The 16,663-nt window shown below is 35.0% G+C and carries 17 protein-coding genes; all 17 read left to right on the forward strand.

Annotated features, from left to right (window positions below; translation table 11 throughout):
* Positions 1 to 89: 89 nt before the first annotated feature.
* Complete coding sequence (locus WG932_RS21960) at positions 90 to 905, forward strand: DUF7151 family protein (protein ID WP_483085386.1); 816 nt, start codon at positions 90 to 92, stop codon at positions 903 to 905.
* Between the two features lie 1,089 nt (positions 906 to 1,994).
* Entirely contained in the window at positions 1,995 to 2,393 is a 399-nt protein-coding gene (locus tag WG932_RS21965; RefSeq protein WP_483085387.1) for a type II toxin-antitoxin system RelE/ParE family toxin, read from the forward strand.
* The gene (locus WG932_RS21970) at positions 2,359 to 2,649 is read left to right on the forward strand and encodes a helix-turn-helix domain-containing protein (protein ID WP_048641660.1); all 291 of its coding nucleotides are present in this window, start codon (positions 2,359 to 2,361) and stop codon (positions 2,647 to 2,649) included. The genes WG932_RS21965 and WG932_RS21970 overlap by 35 nt, the downstream gene beginning before the upstream one ends.
* A gap of 170 nt (positions 2,650 to 2,819) precedes the next feature.
* Positions 2,820 to 3,302, forward strand: a complete 483-nt coding sequence (locus tag WG932_RS21975; RefSeq protein WP_483085388.1) for a hypothetical protein — start codon at positions 2,820 to 2,822, stop codon at positions 3,300 to 3,302.
* 997 nt (positions 3,303 to 4,299) lie between these two features.
* On the forward strand, positions 4,300 to 4,566 hold the full coding sequence (locus WG932_RS21980) for a hypothetical protein (RefSeq protein ID WP_483085389.1): 267 nt from the start codon (positions 4,300 to 4,302) through the stop codon (positions 4,564 to 4,566).
* A 17-nt stretch (positions 4,567 to 4,583) separates the two neighbouring features.
* Complete coding sequence (locus WG932_RS21985; protein WP_483088704.1) at positions 4,584 to 5,096, forward strand: AAA family ATPase; 513 nt, start codon at positions 4,584 to 4,586, stop codon at positions 5,094 to 5,096.
* The gene (locus WG932_RS21990; protein WP_483085390.1) at positions 5,083 to 5,544 is read left to right on the forward strand and encodes a hypothetical protein; all 462 of its coding nucleotides are present in this window, start codon (positions 5,083 to 5,085) and stop codon (positions 5,542 to 5,544) included. Before WG932_RS21985 ends, WG932_RS21990 begins: the two co-directional genes overlap by 14 nt.
* A gap of 1,090 nt (positions 5,545 to 6,634) precedes the next feature.
* A complete protein-coding gene (locus WG932_RS21995) occupies positions 6,635 to 6,766 on the forward strand; it encodes a hypothetical protein (RefSeq protein WP_483085391.1) in 132 nt (43 codons plus the stop codon).
* A gap of 435 nt (positions 6,767 to 7,201) precedes the next feature.
* A complete protein-coding gene (locus WG932_RS22000; protein WP_483085392.1) occupies positions 7,202 to 7,552 on the forward strand; it encodes a CPBP family intramembrane glutamic endopeptidase in 351 nt (116 codons plus the stop codon).
* A 757-nt stretch (positions 7,553 to 8,309) separates the two neighbouring features.
* Complete coding sequence (locus WG932_RS22005; protein ID WP_014020003.1) at positions 8,310 to 8,552, forward strand: hypothetical protein; 243 nt, start codon at positions 8,310 to 8,312, stop codon at positions 8,550 to 8,552.
* Positions 8,543 to 8,860: a type II toxin-antitoxin system RelE/ParE family toxin gene (locus tag WG932_RS22010; RefSeq protein ID WP_483085393.1), complete on the forward strand. Its 318-nt coding sequence runs from the start codon at positions 8,543 to 8,545 to the stop codon at positions 8,858 to 8,860. Before WG932_RS22005 ends, WG932_RS22010 begins: the two co-directional genes overlap by 10 nt.
* A 668-nt stretch (positions 8,861 to 9,528) precedes the next feature.
* On the forward strand, positions 9,529 to 10,302 hold the full coding sequence (locus WG932_RS22015; protein WP_483085394.1) for a hypothetical protein: 774 nt from the start codon (positions 9,529 to 9,531) through the stop codon (positions 10,300 to 10,302).
* A gap of 565 nt (positions 10,303 to 10,867) precedes the next feature.
* Positions 10,868 to 11,377 (forward strand): hypothetical protein, encoded by a 510-nt coding sequence (locus WG932_RS22020; protein WP_483085395.1) that lies wholly within the window; start codon positions 10,868 to 10,870, stop codon positions 11,375 to 11,377.
* Positions 11,378 to 12,028: 651 nt separating this feature from the next.
* The gene (locus WG932_RS22025; protein ID WP_483085396.1) at positions 12,029 to 13,030 is read left to right on the forward strand and encodes a hypothetical protein; all 1,002 of its coding nucleotides are present in this window, start codon (positions 12,029 to 12,031) and stop codon (positions 13,028 to 13,030) included.
* Positions 13,031 to 13,774: 744 nt separating this feature from the next.
* Positions 13,775 to 14,338 (forward strand): helix-turn-helix domain-containing protein, encoded by a 564-nt coding sequence (locus tag WG932_RS22030; protein WP_483085397.1) that lies wholly within the window; start codon positions 13,775 to 13,777, stop codon positions 14,336 to 14,338.
* 708 nt (positions 14,339 to 15,046) lie between these two features.
* Positions 15,047 to 15,595: a hypothetical protein gene (locus WG932_RS22035; RefSeq protein WP_483085398.1), complete on the forward strand. Its 549-nt coding sequence runs from the start codon at positions 15,047 to 15,049 to the stop codon at positions 15,593 to 15,595.
* Positions 15,505 to 16,614 (forward strand): hypothetical protein, encoded by a 1,110-nt coding sequence (locus tag WG932_RS22040; RefSeq protein WP_483085399.1) that lies wholly within the window; start codon positions 15,505 to 15,507, stop codon positions 16,612 to 16,614. The genes WG932_RS22035 and WG932_RS22040 overlap by 91 nt, the downstream gene beginning before the upstream one ends.
* Positions 16,615 to 16,663 lie beyond the last annotated feature (49 nt).

Raw genomic sequence — 16,663 nt, forward strand, 5'->3', positions numbered from 1 at the left:
TTAGTTAGATTGAGTTATAAATAAAAGCCAAATTAAAGTGGGCATTGCACTTTAGCCAAATGTTAGGAATAATTAATGTTTAATAGAACATGTATCATTTAAAGAGCAATAACTTTTTTTACATTCTCCTTGGAGTTACCTTTTTTATTGGTTGCACAGGAGAAGAGGGGGCAGTCGGTCCAAGTGGCTTTAATAGCCTCATTCAAACAATCAACGAACCTGTAGGGTCTAATTGTGACTTCGGGGGACTTAAAATAGAATCTGGAATAGATAATAACTCAAATGGGTCTCTTGATGCTGGCGAGGTATTAAAAATTGATTATGTCTGTAGTACTGCTGGGAAAAATAGTTTAGTTAATATTGTCGACGAACCTGCAGGAACTACTTGTATTAATGAGGGCATCAAAATTGAATCAGGAATTGATGTCGATGGTGATGGAATTTTGGACAATGATGAGATTCAAGTTACAAGATTTATTTGTAATGGAGTTAATAGTGGGTTTGCTGAAGAAATCAGATTAAGTTTTGGAGAAAACTTTCTTTTTACTAAAGGGACTTCATGGGTAATTAATGACAATCAAAATGAACACCTTCTCAAATTCAAAAAAACTAACTATTTAGGTATTGATTCAATTGTAGTTGGTATGAGAATTGCAACGACTAATGCAAACACTAAATGTTTTGGAGAATTATACAACATCACAGATGGTGTATCAATTGCTAATACAGAATTGGAATCATCAGTTCTTAACACCGCTCCTTTTGAGTACATATTTTCTGGTAATATCTTAGAAAGTCTTCCTGATTATGAAATCTCAATTGGTATGAGAATAAGAAGTGAAACGGATGGAGTTCAGGTAATTGGTGGCTTTCCAACTTATATTTTCGTGTATCGAAATAATTAAATTTGAAAAATTCCTTAAAAAATCTATAATGAATGGGCTTTCGAGAAAGTTACAAATACCTCTGGAATTCGAAACCTTAATGATATTGAAAAATTTGAGCGAACTCACCATACATAGGGTCTAGTGAGCCACGAAGCCGTAGTATTCCAATAGGTGAAACTCCTAACTAATTAATTTACTGTTAATTTATAAGATCTCCCAACAGTCAAACTCGTGAGGGTTTTGCTGAAGTTCGGTATGCGGAAATGCGCAAGAAATATACCAAAGTGTGAACCCATAGTAGCTTCGAGAAGTGTATCGTAGATGGGGAGAGTAACGATCGGCTGAATTTATTAGAAGCTGATTTTTAATATCGCTATATATTTGTTCAAGTATGAAGAGGAATCAGGTGTGATTCATTACCCCTTGGATTATAAATATGCTGGGTAGAATCCCCCCTTAGTTGTAGTTAATGCCTTCTTGAGCTGGGTGTAGGTTTGCAAAACACCCTTCTATCCTTTCCAATTTGCAATGGACGAAATTACCAATGATCCGCGGTTATCAAACCTTCTAATCCAGCATAATTTCATCAGTTTATATTTGTTTTTTAATGGTCAGAACTTGCCCCGGTTTATCGGGGTGGACTCTTGCTACAAAAATCTTTTGGCCTGATGATTTTGTCATGCCTGTCTGCCTCGGGCAGGCTCGATTTCCTGATCTCTTATTTGATAAGCCTCTCCCATAACTTAAAATAGTCTATCCTTGAATGAATTGCCAATGAATGCTGCCCGAGTGTATTGTTGATTGGGTTGGGATCTCAAATTTCAGTAGAGTGTCCAAAATTTTGTCCATTTGTTTACATAAAGGGGGCTTCAGAAGCCATTGCAAATGGCATATAAAAGATTTCGACTTCAAAGTAAGTTAGGAATAAAAGGGTGTAGAGGATTCTACACCCAGTCGGGGCGTTGAAAGTTTACTGCTTATTATTGTCTTTATAATAATAAAGTAGGCTATCAGGGGCTACACTAATAGCGGATATTGAGAAGCCTTATTCACGGAAGAAAATTTTAGAATTTTGAAAATAGTAACCTTTAAGTTACATTTACGTCTATGGATAAAGTAAGGGAAGTCATAGCTTATCAAAACCATTTTGAGAACTTTCTGAGAAAGCAGACCGACAAAGTTCAAAACAAAATTTATAAAGTTATTGAGGCTATTGAGACCCTTGAAAGAGTTCCTGAAACTTACCTGAAGCCTATCAAAACAAAGAAGGGGTTGTTTGAAGCCCGTATCCAGTTGGGATCAAACATCTGGAGGGTGTTTTGTTTTTTTGACAAAGGTAAGCTAGTTATTTTATTAAATGGCTTTCAAAAGAAATCACAAAAGACACCACCCAAGGAAATAGAAAAGGCGAGTAAGTTGATGGACCAATACTTTGCCGAAAAAGACCCAGAAAAAAGAAAAGAACAAAGAAATGAATACGAAAAGCTGGAAAAACATAAAAGATGATGTGTATGGAAGGAAAGGCACATCACGAAGAGACGAACTTGAAAGAGATTTTGAATCGTTTAAGATCGGTGTATTATTGAAGAAAGCCAGGGAGGACAAGAATTTGACACAAGAGCAATTGGCAGAATTAGTAGATAAGAAAAGGACCTACATTTCAAGGGTCGAAAATAACGGAAGCAATCTGACACTTAAAACGCTCTTCGACATAGTAGAAAAAGGATTGGGAGGAAAAGTCAAAATTTCCATTGAATTGTAAAAAGAATAGGCACTATAACATCACCTTGGAATACAGCAGGGGTTCAGGGTAAATGGAAAGTCCAGTATCATTAAAAAATTAGGAGTAGGCATGAAGTGAACGTCTCAGAAAGCCCGCCGTCTCCAAGCTGAATCTCGTTAGGCAATATTTAAAACAAGAGCGAAATGTCAATGACTCAAGTAGCTTTTCTTAGAAAGGCCCACATACCAATAAAAACACAAATTGAAGAGACAATTCAAGGACTTGGTTATGACTTTAAAATCTTGGGCGACTCTGAAAATATCACAGAACTTCACGGACTATCTTGTTCAATAAACGGACACGAAATATTCTTTGAGACCTATTTTGACCAGCCAACAGAAATAACAAATGACTGGAATTGGATAAAGCCCGACTTAACAAATCAGGACTCAGCTATATCGTTCGTTTGGGGAGTGGATTTCGCAGCAGGTGATTGCATTGGACTTATTTCGATTGCACTTATTGACAAAGGACAAGCACTTATTTATTATTTGGATGACGAAATGAAATACTCAAGAGAAATGCTTGTTGCTGACACTCCCCAATTCATGAGCGAAATTGAAAAACAAAAGAAAAACACAATACCAAGTTCGACAGAACCAAAACCGACAAAGATTGTGGAAACCGATTAAAAAAGCTTTTGGGACAAACTAAAAGACTTGTTTAAATGAAAATAAAAAACATTGCCTAAAATAACTAAGCATTCTGACGGCTGGAACAGCCTAGTCTGAATGCAGTGTGTGTGCTCAGAATGGGCATCTGGTATCGAAGATACCAAATTATTTCAGCCGGTGAATACCTGTAATAAACTACCGGATTGATAGGTGTGGTGTGGATATAAATGGATTTACATTTGCTGGGTAGAGTCATTAGAAAAGCAAATAAAGAACGCTATCGGTAAGTCGTATGAAGGAAAAGTACCCTGTATTTAACAGGGTACGGTTTGATGAAGGGGCGCTGATTCTTTACTTGTTATTAGTATCTTTAGAGGTACTGACAAAGTAGGCTATCAGGGGCTACTCTACTCTGACAGAACAGGTAAAATAGAGAATTTGTCACAAAATGTTGCAGACTTGGTCAAAATAGCATATTTTTGAGATTAAATCACAAATTATGTTACTTCAGTTTAGCCTTGAGAATTATCTATCTTTCAAAAATGAAGCAGTATTAAGCTTTATAGGGAATACATCCACCAAAGAACATGAACCCGAAAATATTACTAAATGGAATAATTTAAAGGTTCTTAAATCTGCTGTTGTTTACGGGGCAAATGCTAGTGGAAAAAGCAATTTATTCTCTGGGATGGGCTATATGAAACGAATTGTATTAGATCATTTAAAGACGCTATTTCTGAGGATTCTCCAATTACTAAGAAAAAAGTAGAGCATTTCAGCTAAATCCAAAAACAAAAGACGAGAGTTCTTTTTTGAAGTTGTTTTCGTCCAAAATAATATTCAATATAGATATGGTTTTGAGATCAATAAAGGAGAGATTGAATCCGAATGGTTATTTTACATTCCAAATAAAATTGAGACACTTCTATTTAACAGAGAAGGAAATAATATTGAGATTAATGCTACTAAGTTTAAAGAAGGAAATAAATTAGAATCTAAGACAAGAGAAAATGTTTTGTTTTTATCAGTATGTGCTCAGTTTAATGGTGAAATTTCTAATTCAATAATTGATTGGTTTAAAAATATCAATATCATATCAGGTGTAGAAGATAGAAGTTTTGGGGGATATACAACAACCAAAATTAAAAACGATGAACGATTTAGAAAGTGGGTTAACAAGTTCATTGAGTTTTTAGAAATTACTCGACTTTCTGTTGAAGAGGAAAACATTGCCAATATTAATATTGATGAACTTGATATCCAGGATGAAAAAAAGAATTAAAAGACGTTTTAATTGCAATACACAATCTTCAAAAGAAACAAAAGACTAAAAGCACTCTAAAATCATGGCATAAGGTATTTGATGATAATAATATTTTAGTAGACACTGTAGCCTTCGATTTCCACATGGAATCTAAAGGCACTCAAAAGTTAATTTATTTATTGGGTCCTATTTATGATTCCTTAAAAAATGGTAAAATATTACTTATTGATGAATTAGATTCTAGGTTACACAGTATTCTTACCAAAAATTTATTAAAAATTTTCCATAATGGCAATAAGAATAATGCTCAATTTGTTTTTGCATTGCATGATCCCTCTTCAATGGAAAATGATTGTTTTAGAAGAGATCAAATTTACTTGATTGAAAAAGATCAACTTGGAGTCTCTAAATTATATTCCCTTCTTGATTATAAAAAAGTTCGAAATGATGAAAAATTCAGCAAAAACTACTTGAAAGGTAGTTATGGAGCAGTCCCATACATAAACAGCTTTAACAACTTAATGACAGAAGTGTATGGGCAAGAATAATAGACGAAAGAGATTAAACTCTATAAACCTCCAAAGAGAAAGTGGACAATTAGAGGTAAGAAAAGAGGGTTTAAAAAAACCAAGAAAAATCGTATTTAGTCTTGCACTATTAGAGAATTCCCAAGGTCAAGATTACGAAGATTGGGAAGAATATAAATTACTTTCTAAAGCCTTATCAAGAATTCAGGGCTTATGCTCGATGACCGCCGAGGAGGCTAAACGTCAACAAATTATTAAGGAATATGGAACTGAAATCCCTGACGGGTCAAAATTTGAAAAACCAAAGCATATACCCGAAGATATTTGTTGGACATCCTTGAGAATTCAAGCTAAAGTTAGGATAATAGGTTTTTTAGAAGAGAATTATATTTTTCAAATAGTTTTTTGGATAAAGAGCATCAATTTTATCCGAGTGATAAAAAAAATACATAAGAAATCCGACAGGTAGCATTGCATAAAATGACAATTGGTTCGATTCCTCACACCTAATACGTTTATGCCAAACACGTTAGTGTGCCACGAAGCTGTTCTAATCCAGTAGGAGTAAATCCTACCTAAATAATTTGCTGTTCATTTAGAAGAGTTTCACCCGTGAGGATATCGCTGAAGCTCGGTATGCTCAAATGTGCAAGCTAAAATACATAAGCGTGAATACATAGTGGTTCGAGAAGTGTATCTGTAAATGGGAATCAAATCGATAAAACCAACGTCAAATTGTTCACTTTTGTTAATTTTATGATATGGAATATTCGTTGAATCAAGCATGATTAATGACCTTATTCAGTAGGGTGATTAATGACCCTACAATATTATAACCCCAAAGAACTTTAAATAAATGAGTATTTCACAAGCGATCAAGAATGCAATAACTACTGTATCGCTTAGATTTAACCGTAGCTCTCTACTGAGATGGTTTCAGAAATTGATTGTCTTTATAGTTTTCTCTTTAATCCTCAGTCATTTATCATCTCCCGAGAGTTTTCCAGGTGGAAAATCATATAGATTCCCTATAGAAGGTTTTCTTTCTACTATTATTTTGTGTGTTCTTATCGGAATCATAGCAGAGCTTAATTTCCTATTTTACAAGAAAAAGAATTTCTCTAAATAAGTAGAAATCGCCTCTATCTCTTGGTTTATGGCTTCTACTTTGGGATATATTACCGTCATGTATATTCCGCTAGCTATTGTCTTGAATAAAATGGCTGGTGGAGAAATTGAATTCTATTATCTTTTAATTGGCTTGCTGATCACCTTGTTGGTAAGTTTTATTCTTATAGGCCTAGCCTACTCCTAGACATCTATAATTTACATAAATTATCTCTAAAGGGTATTGCTATTACAATTGAAAATGGAGGAAAAATATCCAAGCTTACTTACGAAAATATTGCATATTTCTATAGTGAACACAAAATTGTTTATGCTGTTAAAAATGATGGCCTAGCAATCGCCACAAATTTCACATTGAATGATCTCGAAGAAAAAGTAAACGACCAATTGTTTTTAGAGTCAATCGTCAAATTATCATTCATAAAGATTCAGTGGACCAAATTGAAAAGATTGCAAATGGCAGGTTGCGGATTAGGTTAAAAACTTCTATTGGAAATGATGCGATTGCTGAAATTCACATCAGTCGTTACAAACGAAAATCATTTATGGCTTGGTTTCAATAGCATACATTAAAAGCTATCGACCATCCAGTTATTAATTTACTACCATTCAGTAATAACATTATTGTTTTTAAGGGATTTGGGGGGCTAGCTCATTACTTTGTCGTAAAATTTAAAATCAAAAAAGATGAAAAAAATGACCTTACGACAAATAATAATTCCAATAGTTACTCTTTTCATTATTTGTTTCATGTACTTTGGGCCAATCACCAGAACAGCTTTTGAGAATATAATCATCGCGATTATCATTATAATAGCTAATTATATTGAATACAAGAGAAAGCCATTTTCAGCGCTTGGGTTTAAACGTGAAAAATTCAATGTAAAAACCTCCTTGTAAACGCTCCACTAGTTGCACTTGGACTCTTTGTTTTCTATGTCTTTGTAGTCGTCCCTGGTATCGAGATTGTAACAGGAATTCCAATTGATTATTCAAACATGAACCAATTGGAAGGAAACTTTGGGCTCTCCATCGTTTGGTTATTGATAGTGTGGGCTACTGCGGGATTTGGAGAAGAAATTATATTTCGCGGATACCTTATGCGGCAATTCATCAAATTTTTTGGAGACGGTAAGATCAGCCTTGCTATTAATATCCTAATAATTTGTAGTTTTTTCGGATACATGCATATGCAGCAGGGTATTTCAGGGCAACTTGTTGTAGTAATTATCGGAGCACTATTATCTTTAATATTTTACCTGCGCAAATACGATTTATGGTTTATGATAATGATTCATGGCTTTTTTAACACGCTAGGTATTTTGAGTTTTTACTTTGGTTTGGCATGATAAGTTCAACTATGAACATTAAATAGTTAAGTATATTGATAGTGCTCATAAATTTTATAATTTAGTTGGTGCCTCCATTAAGTAACAAATAAAAAAATTTGCCAATAACTAAGAATGCTGACGGCTTGATCCCTTCGGCCCTTCGACTCCGCTCAGGGACCATAGGCTCAGGGGCTAGTTTGTTGCCTTGAGGTTTAGGGTTAGAATCGAGAATGGTTTTCTTTTTTAGTAAAATGGACCATATTGACCCCCTAAATTAAATAATTTTCAGCCACCTTCCCTTTTGGCAAAGTTCAATTTCCAATTAACCCTTTTGTTAACTAAATTTCGGCTAAAGCCGAATGCTGTGTTATCGTCTTTAAAAATGGGCTAAAGCCCTTTCCTAGTAAGTAGCTATTTTTATAAATATGGCTCATTTGATATTCAAGAAGCCTGAGGGGCTTCAACAACAATAGCCACGGGTGGACAACCCGTGGATAGGAAAATATTTATCTAACCTGCAACCCTGGATGGGGTTGAACAGGAGCCTTGGAGCTGGAATAGCCTTTATGATAGAAAGCTATTTTTTGTCTTGATTTTGAATTAGGATAGTATTACTTACCTGTTAGTTGCTGATTCTCTGCTTCTTATTGTTATCTTTGTAGGTATTAAAGTAACGGATCAGAGGCTACGCCACGCAACAAGCTGTGAAATCAGTTATCTTAAGAAAACGCAATGACTAAATTGATATTTTTGTATCTTTAATAAAAAGCTAAAGATGGATTTGCAAACGAGAAAATTGGAACTTATACAAGAATTTTTAAAAATTGAAAGTGAAGAGGTTATTTCAAGGCTAGAAAAAATCTTGCGTAAGGAAAATAAAATAGCAGAAAACGATGATTTTAAACCAATGACAATTGAGAAGTTTAATTCTCGAATAGACCAATCTATGGAAGATTCAAAAAATGGCCGGTTAATCGAAGCGAGTGAATTGAAAGCAAAAATTGATAAGTGGAATTAAATTTATTTTGGACTGATTTTTCTCAAAAAGAGCTCGAGAAAATCTATGAATACTATCGAGAAAAAGCAGGAGTCCGAGTTGCTAAAAATCTCGTTAACGGAATTTTCAATGAAGTTCTAAAATTAAAAATTCAACCTAAAATTGGGCAAGAAGAGGAATTTTTAAAAAACAGAAAACAAGAATTTAGATATTTAGTTTACAAGAATTATAAAGTCATTTATTGGATTAATGAAGAAGAAAACAGGATTGAAATAAATGATGTTTTCGATACTAGACAAAACCCAATAAAAATAAAAAGAAACACCTAAAGCCAGTTGCCAGCAATTAGGCTACAATGATGGGGTTAAGGTTTTGGTTCATTAGTTCTGAGCAGTCAGAGTTGGGACGCAGCTTCTGGTAGCGCTTGTATACTTTGCTTCATAATTTTTGAGGTCTCAGATAGCCGGAGGCATAGATGTCTCAGTGCTTTTAGTTAAGATTTTTGATAAATCCGGGGTAAATGTTTTGGATGGGTTTTATAAATAAATCGGACCATATTGCCCCCTTAGAAAAAATAGTTTGCAGCCATCTTCTTCTTGGCTAAGCTCTTTTCTATATTAACCCTTTTGTTAGCAAAATTTTGGCTAAATCCGGATGCTGCGTTACCGTCTTTAAAATGGGCTAAAGCCCTTTCCTAGTGAGTAGCTATTTTTAGGAATATGGCTCATTTGATATACAAGAAGCCTGAGGGGGCTTCAACAACAATAGAAACGGGAGGCCAACCCGTGGATAGGAAAATATTTATCTAACCTGCAACCCTGAGAAGAGTTGAACAAAGGCTTTTATCCATTGGAAAGCTACTTTTTATCTCGATTTTGAATATAAGTATTATTCCTTACTTGTTAGTTTTCTGATTCTCTGCTTCTTGTTGTTATCTTTATAGGTGCTATTATAGGCAGGGAGGCGCTACCATCCAATAAGACTAAAACATTATAAAATGGGAAGAATACATCTATTCGAATTTGAAGACCAAAAATGGTTTCCTACCTTTTTGAGAAATTACGGGACAGATTTTCTACAATTTTTGTCCAATAAAACAAAAATGTATAAACCAATAATCCCCATAATAAAAAAAGGTTTAGCCAAAAGTGGTACAAACCAAATCGTTGATCTTGGTTCAGGTGGAGGTGGCGGGCTAATTTGGTTAAATTCTGAATTAAAAAAGGACATTCCCAACCTTAAGATTATTCTAACTGATTTTTACCCTAATATTCCAGCATTTAAATTAACAAAACAGAAAGCGGACAACATAGCCTTTGAAGAAAAACCAATAGATGCGAAAAATGTACCCACTGAATTAAAAGGATTGAGAACGCAATTCTTATCATTTCATCACTTTAACCCAGATAATGCCAAGCAAATTTTACAAAACGCAATCGATACTAATAGTGCTATTGCCATTTTCGAGGCACAAGAAAGAAGTATACCAAGTATTATTGCAATGATTTTTTCGCCTTTGAGCCTACTTTTGACCACACCTTTTATTCGACCTATTAAAATAGGAAGAATTATTTTTACCTATTTTATTCCCATAGTTCCAATATTTGTTCTTTGGGATGGATTAGTTTCTTCTCTACGAACATATTCTGTGAAAGAGATGAACGAACTTGTTAAAAACTTGGACGGAAAAGAAAACTATAATTGGGAAATCGATAAAGTGAAGTCTGGACCAAGTATCGTATTATACTTATTAGGAACAAAAAAAGAATAAATGCGTGGAATAAAAAATAAGCATTCTGACAACTGACCCTTCGACTCCGCCCTTCAAGCAGATCATTGTATAGTGGTTTAGGTTTGCTATTGGGGATGGTTTTCATTTTGTAAAACGGAGCATATTGACCCCCTAACATAAAATAGTTTGCAGCCATCTTCCCTATGGTAAAGCTCTTTCTATATTAACCCTTTTATTACCTAAATTGTGGCTAAAGCCGGTTGCTGTTTTACCCTTTTTAAAAATGGGCTAAAGCCCCTTCCTATTGAGTAGTTATATTTATAAATATGGCTTATTTGATATTCAAGAAGCCTGAGGGGCTTCAATAATATTAGCCACGGGAGGCACCCGTGGACAGGAAAGTATTCATCAAACCTGCCCCTAGAAGGGGTTGAACAGGAGCCTTGGAGCTTGAATAGTCTTTATGATAGAAAGTTCCTTTATTCTTGATTTAGAATTAGCATTTTATTCCTTACCTGTTAGTTGCTGATTCTCCGCTTATTATTATCTTTATAGGTATTAATAAAGTAGGGGATCAGGGAATACGCTGTGCAGGCATGCAAAAATGATAACAATAGAACTAAATAAAAGATATTTCATTACTGAAAAAAAACTAATTGAAGAGTTAGAGAGCCGGTTTGACCAAGTGGCGAATGATGAAGCTAATTGGACTACAACCTACGTTGACAATGAAACAGGTGATAAGTGGCTTTACTACAGAGTTGATACCGAATATCATGGTGGTGGAAATCCAGTTATGGGACGACTGCCTCTACCAGACACGAGTAAACTCATTGACATTGTATTGCAGACAGTTAATGAAGGTGAAGTTTTTGCAGCATGTCGGACACTTGTAAACAATGAACAACTAAGGAAAATAGATTTTCGGTCTGACTTAATTAACCGACTCGAAGATTTGAAGAATAAGGACAGACAAAAGATGATTATTGATCTGACAGGACTTGACTCGTCAATGAACAGAAGAGGAATCATTGGAAAGAGTTCATACCACGTGGACAAGGACGCACAACACTTTCAAAAGATTGCTGACAGAGCGATAAAATTAAAAGAATAGAAAAAATACGACCCGTCAATAACTAAACATTCTGACGGCTGGATCCCTTCGACACCCTTCGGCAGGCTCAGGGACCGTGCTCAGGGACCAGTTTATTAAGTGAAAATTAGGATTATTTTGAAAGGAGGGGAGTAATAAATAAAACGGACCATATTGAAACCCTAAAATAATTTGCAGCCATCTTCTCTATGGCAAAGTTCAATTTCCAATTAATCCTTTTGTTGGTTAGATTTTGGCAAAAGCCTGATGCTGTATTACCCTTTTTAAAAATAGGCTAAAGCCAATTCCTACTAATTGCTATTTTTTGGAATCTGGCTTAGTTTCAAGTCGTGAAGCCTGAAGGGCTTCGATGATAATAGCCACGGGTGGCAACCTTTTGACAGGCAAAGATTTGAGTTTAAGGAACAGGTTATAGGCTTTGCGTATGGGTTTTATCTTAAGCAACTGAGCATATTGACCCCCTAGAAAAAAGGTTTATTCCTCGTTTCTCTTTGGTACAGTTCAAATTCTATCTTTTTGATCGCTTGATTTTGGATTTTAATCTTGGATCCATAAAAAATAAAATCAGCTGAATCCAATCGTCTTCTTTTTTACGTAGGTAGGTTTTCAAAGGTGATAAATACGCACTATTCTTTAACTAAAAAAATTAAGATGAAAAATTCTAACCTATTTAAAGCTTTACTTAGCTTTTCTTTGCTCGCTTTTGTTTCATGTGAAGATGATGAAATGATGGATATTGATAAGCAGGGGGCTACCTTGTTTGTAACCAGCAATTCCAGTGGCGATATCAATACCTATGAGTTTGAAGAAGATGGAGGAGTGGAAATGAATATGCTTACTACGCTTTCTGCAGGAAATGAGGGCATTCATTACGATGAGGGTAATGATGACCTTATTGTGGCTTCTAGGAGTGCACTTCAAGTAAATGTATATGCTGATGTTTCCAGTGTGTTGATGAATCCCTCATTAGCTTTAAACTTGGGAGGTTCCAGTGCTGCAGATCTAATGAATCCAAGGGCCATGGCGGTAAACGGAAATACTGTGGTAATTGCTGACAATCAGCAAAATCAGTTTTTCGTCTATACAAAATCCGGCAGCAACTTGATGTTAAAGAATACTTTTGATATTGATTTTGCTGTCTGGGGAATTGAATTTATTGGTGACGACCTATTTGCAGTAGTGGATAAAACAGCTGACCTCGCAGTATTTACTAATTTTTCGTCAAACACTTCGGATGGAATGCTACAAGCCACAAAAAGGGTTACCATTGAAGGAATTGTACGTACGCATGGACTGGCGTATGATGCGGTGAAGGACATGATGGTGATGACAGATATCGGTGACGCTGAGAATACAGAAGATGATGGAGGATTTCATCTAATTGAAAATTTCAATAGCACCTTCAATAATACCTCCGATGGTGAAACTATCGGGATGTCTGCTCAAACTAGAGTGGCAGGTGCTGCCACCATGATGGGTAACCCCATAGATGTGGCTTATGACAGCGAATCCGGCACGGTTTATATTGCAGAAATTGGAAATGGTGGAGGTCGTGTGCTGGCCTTTTCTAATTATGGAGATGGTGGAAATGTATCTCCTACATGGAATGTAGCTCTTAGTGGAGCCAGTTCTTTGTATTTGGCTACTGATTAATTTGGCTTTAATGCGATTTTTTATGGGTTGTCCCTAGTAGGCAATTCAGGTATTTGTAAAGATGAAGCGTATGCTTTGTCCTAAGTTGGGCGTGTAAATCCTTTAGAGATAGGAAGGACATTTTTTAATGTCCTTCTTTTTTTCGGGAATTTTTATAGGAAGAACTAAACCTGACGTTCGGAATCCTTCGACACCCTCAGGTACCAAGTCATTGCCCTTGGCATACATTTTATCCTCATTAATGGCGCATAGTGCCCCCTTTTTTAAGGTTTACTGCTTTTTTCTCTTAGGTAAATTGTAATTCAATTTTTGCCCTTTTGCTACTTTGATTTTGGCTAAAGGCCGACACGGTAAACTTATTTTTACAATGGGCTAAATCCCATTCTCTTATTAAGTGGGTAATGTGAGGGAGTGCCGCTTAATTTCTATCTAAGGAGCTTTAAGGGTTTCAATAAGAATGGCTAAGCGTGGCTACCCTTTAAAAGGTGAAAACTCCTCAAATCTTTAGCTGGTCCAAATTATATGAAAGAATAAATCGATACGGAATAGGATTTGATTTATACATAAGTTACCATTGATAGCTTTGAAAACACCAAAACCAAACTTAAATTCAGTTTTGATAGAATAATGACAATATAAATATTTAATCAGATGCCGTAAAAATGTCGTTAATAAACCGCTTTCAAGCCGTAATATAAATATAGTTTCATAATTAACTTAGGAGAAATTTAAACAGCATTTATAATGAGTATAATAGGAAAGGAAATTAGTGAAACTAGAAAGTCAAAAGGAATAACTCAAGAAGAGTTAGCCGAGTTATCAAAAGTAAATTTAAGGACCATACAACGCATTGAAAACAATGAAAGTGAACCACGTGGAAAAACATTAAAATTAATATGCGAGGTCTTGGATATTGATGTAGAAGATTTAATAAATAGCAACAAACAAATTGAAGGTGATTTTAACAATAACCTGGTTCACGGATATAAGTTGGCATCAAAGGGAAAGCGATTTTTAGGTAGTTTATTGGAAACTATTATTTATTCTATTACCATTTATCTCCCCTATACATTTTATAAAACATCATCATTAAATGGGTTTGTAAATGGAGAACACCCCATTGGATTTGGCTTTGTAGCAATTTTTGGGCTAATTATTGGGGCCATATTTTACCCAATGTTTTCAGGGAATTTAGGACACCGTATCATTGGTTTAAAGGTTATTTCGTCAGAGACGGGAGATGATTACCAAAAAGCAACAGAGGGGGCAATTCGTGAACTTTTAAAAGGTGTGTTTAGCTTTTTTTAATTCCCATTATTTGGGTTCTTTGGGATGATAAAAATCAAAACTTATATGATAAGCTGTCGAAGACTTATGTAGTAGAAAAAATAATATAGTGAAATAAATCTTATGCCACTAACAAAGGGACCACCGTTTGAAATTATTTGCCGTTTATTTAGAAGCGTCAATTTTGATGGGTTCGCTGTAGCAAGGTATGCTCAAATGTACAAGTGTAAGCCCAAAATAGTTATTAAATAGGTAAAGAATGATATTTTTCAACCTGCCCACGTCACTAAATGCATGCAAGTAGGTCAATTTTGGATCAGTGAGCCTGGTTTTTCCCCTGCTTTTATTACAGTTCGCCTCAAGCTGTTGTAAAATGGAACATGTTGACCCCCTAGATTAAATGGGTTTTGCACCTTTCCCTTTGGCTAAAGCCGGATGCTAAAATATTCACCTTTATATATGGCCTAAAACCCATTCTTATTGAGAATTTAATTTTTAGAAATTGAGTTTTTTCAAGCCTTAAGGGTTTCAATAACAATAAACACGGGTGAAATTTGTGGGCAAGTCGACATCTGTCATTTCAACAACCCTGTTAGGGGTTGTACATGGCCTTTGAAGTCAAATTTAATTTCATTGGCTACCTATCGCTGGTAATTTAGTTCATATTATTACCTTTAGGCTACTATTTAAGTAGGCCATTTGCGGCCACATTACATGATATAATCTTTTATGAAAAATAACTTACTACTTTTTATTTTTTTGTTATTAGCCTTTCCTTCTATGGCTCAAGAAGGCGATAACTATTCTATCAGTCTTTATGATGCGTTTAAAACAGGAGAAAGAGAAATTCCTGAGCAGTATGTAGGGAGCAATGAGAAGGGGCATTATTTCTTGTACTCCGAAGGGAAATTTGGAAATGGTTTGTCTTCATTAGTCAAGTTCAATAATGATTTTCAACCAACAACAGAAGCTATCCAATTGACCCATTTTGATGAAAAAGAAGGGGTGAGTGAAGTGTCATTAGGAATCATTGAACGAGGTGACAAGCTTTTGAATATTACATCTAAATCGACAAAGACTTATCGCAAATATTTTGCTAAGACCATTGATCTTAAGGGCTTCCAAATCACTTCGGAAAAGGAAATCCTAAACCTTTCGATTGAAGGGGTCAACATGAAAAAACCTATGTGTCATTTGTTCTTGCAACAGATAGCAGCGCTGTCGGCCTGTTCTACACCATTCCCACTAAGCCGAAAGAATTTAGAAAGTATGGCTTAATTGTTTTTGACAATGACTTTAATAAGATTGATGCGTTTACTTATCAGTTCCCTTTTAGCAAAAATGAATTTGTAATTATGGGCGGAACCCTTCTCAACAAGAAAGAAATGATATTATTGACCGCTGATTTAAGTCAGGTACCTTTAAGCCCCAATAGTAAAAAGATACCTGACTATGGTTATAAAATTGTTCAATTGAATCAAGGGAATTCAAAAACTATTGGGGAAGTCCCAAATGATAATAAATGGTTAAATAGCCTTGGACTACGTATTGATGGATCAAAAATTAAGCTGGTAGGTCTATATTCAAATGTGGGTAGATATGATGCTCATGGAACATTTTTTCATCAGATTGATCAATCAAATCCAGGGGAAACCATTCATCAACTAGAACCCTTCGATCAAGAACTTCTGGATCAACATTCAGAAATTTCTAACCTTGAAAATTTATCCAAGAATAGAATTAGGAAGCATAGCGAATTGGCTTATTACATTCCCAAAAGTATTATGAATTACGATGATGGCGCTATACTTATGGTTGCAGAGGAAACATTTAACTTATCTCAATACATCACAACTTATTATAGCCAAAACCTACTTGCAATTCATTTTGACAAAGAAGGAAATCGGAAATGGACAAGAATGATCAAAAAAGATAACTCTAAAAATAACACTTGGATTTATTCGAGTTATTTGGTGCTAAAGGATTCAACAGATTTTCATCTGATATACAATGGAAATAGAAAAAATCTACAAAAGGATCATTTAGTAAGGAATAATGCCTTTATCAATGAAGAAGATGAATCGGTTGTTGTTGCGACAATTAGCAAAGAAGGTAATGTAAGTCAAAAGGTGGTGACAAATTTTTTGCAAACCCAGGGTTTTAGAATAAGACCCAAGCTTAGCTCGAAACTCAATGAAAATGAGGTTTTGTTGTTCTCACAAAAACCTTCAAACGTAAAGAATCAACGTTTCATTTTGCTTAAACTAAAAAAGGATATGCCACCTATAAGTGATTAGTTTAACCAAGAAAATGATACTCGAACAATTTGTACCTATCGCATTCCTT

The sequence above is a fragment of the Cyclobacterium sp. SOCE241 genome (assembly GCF_056867545.1).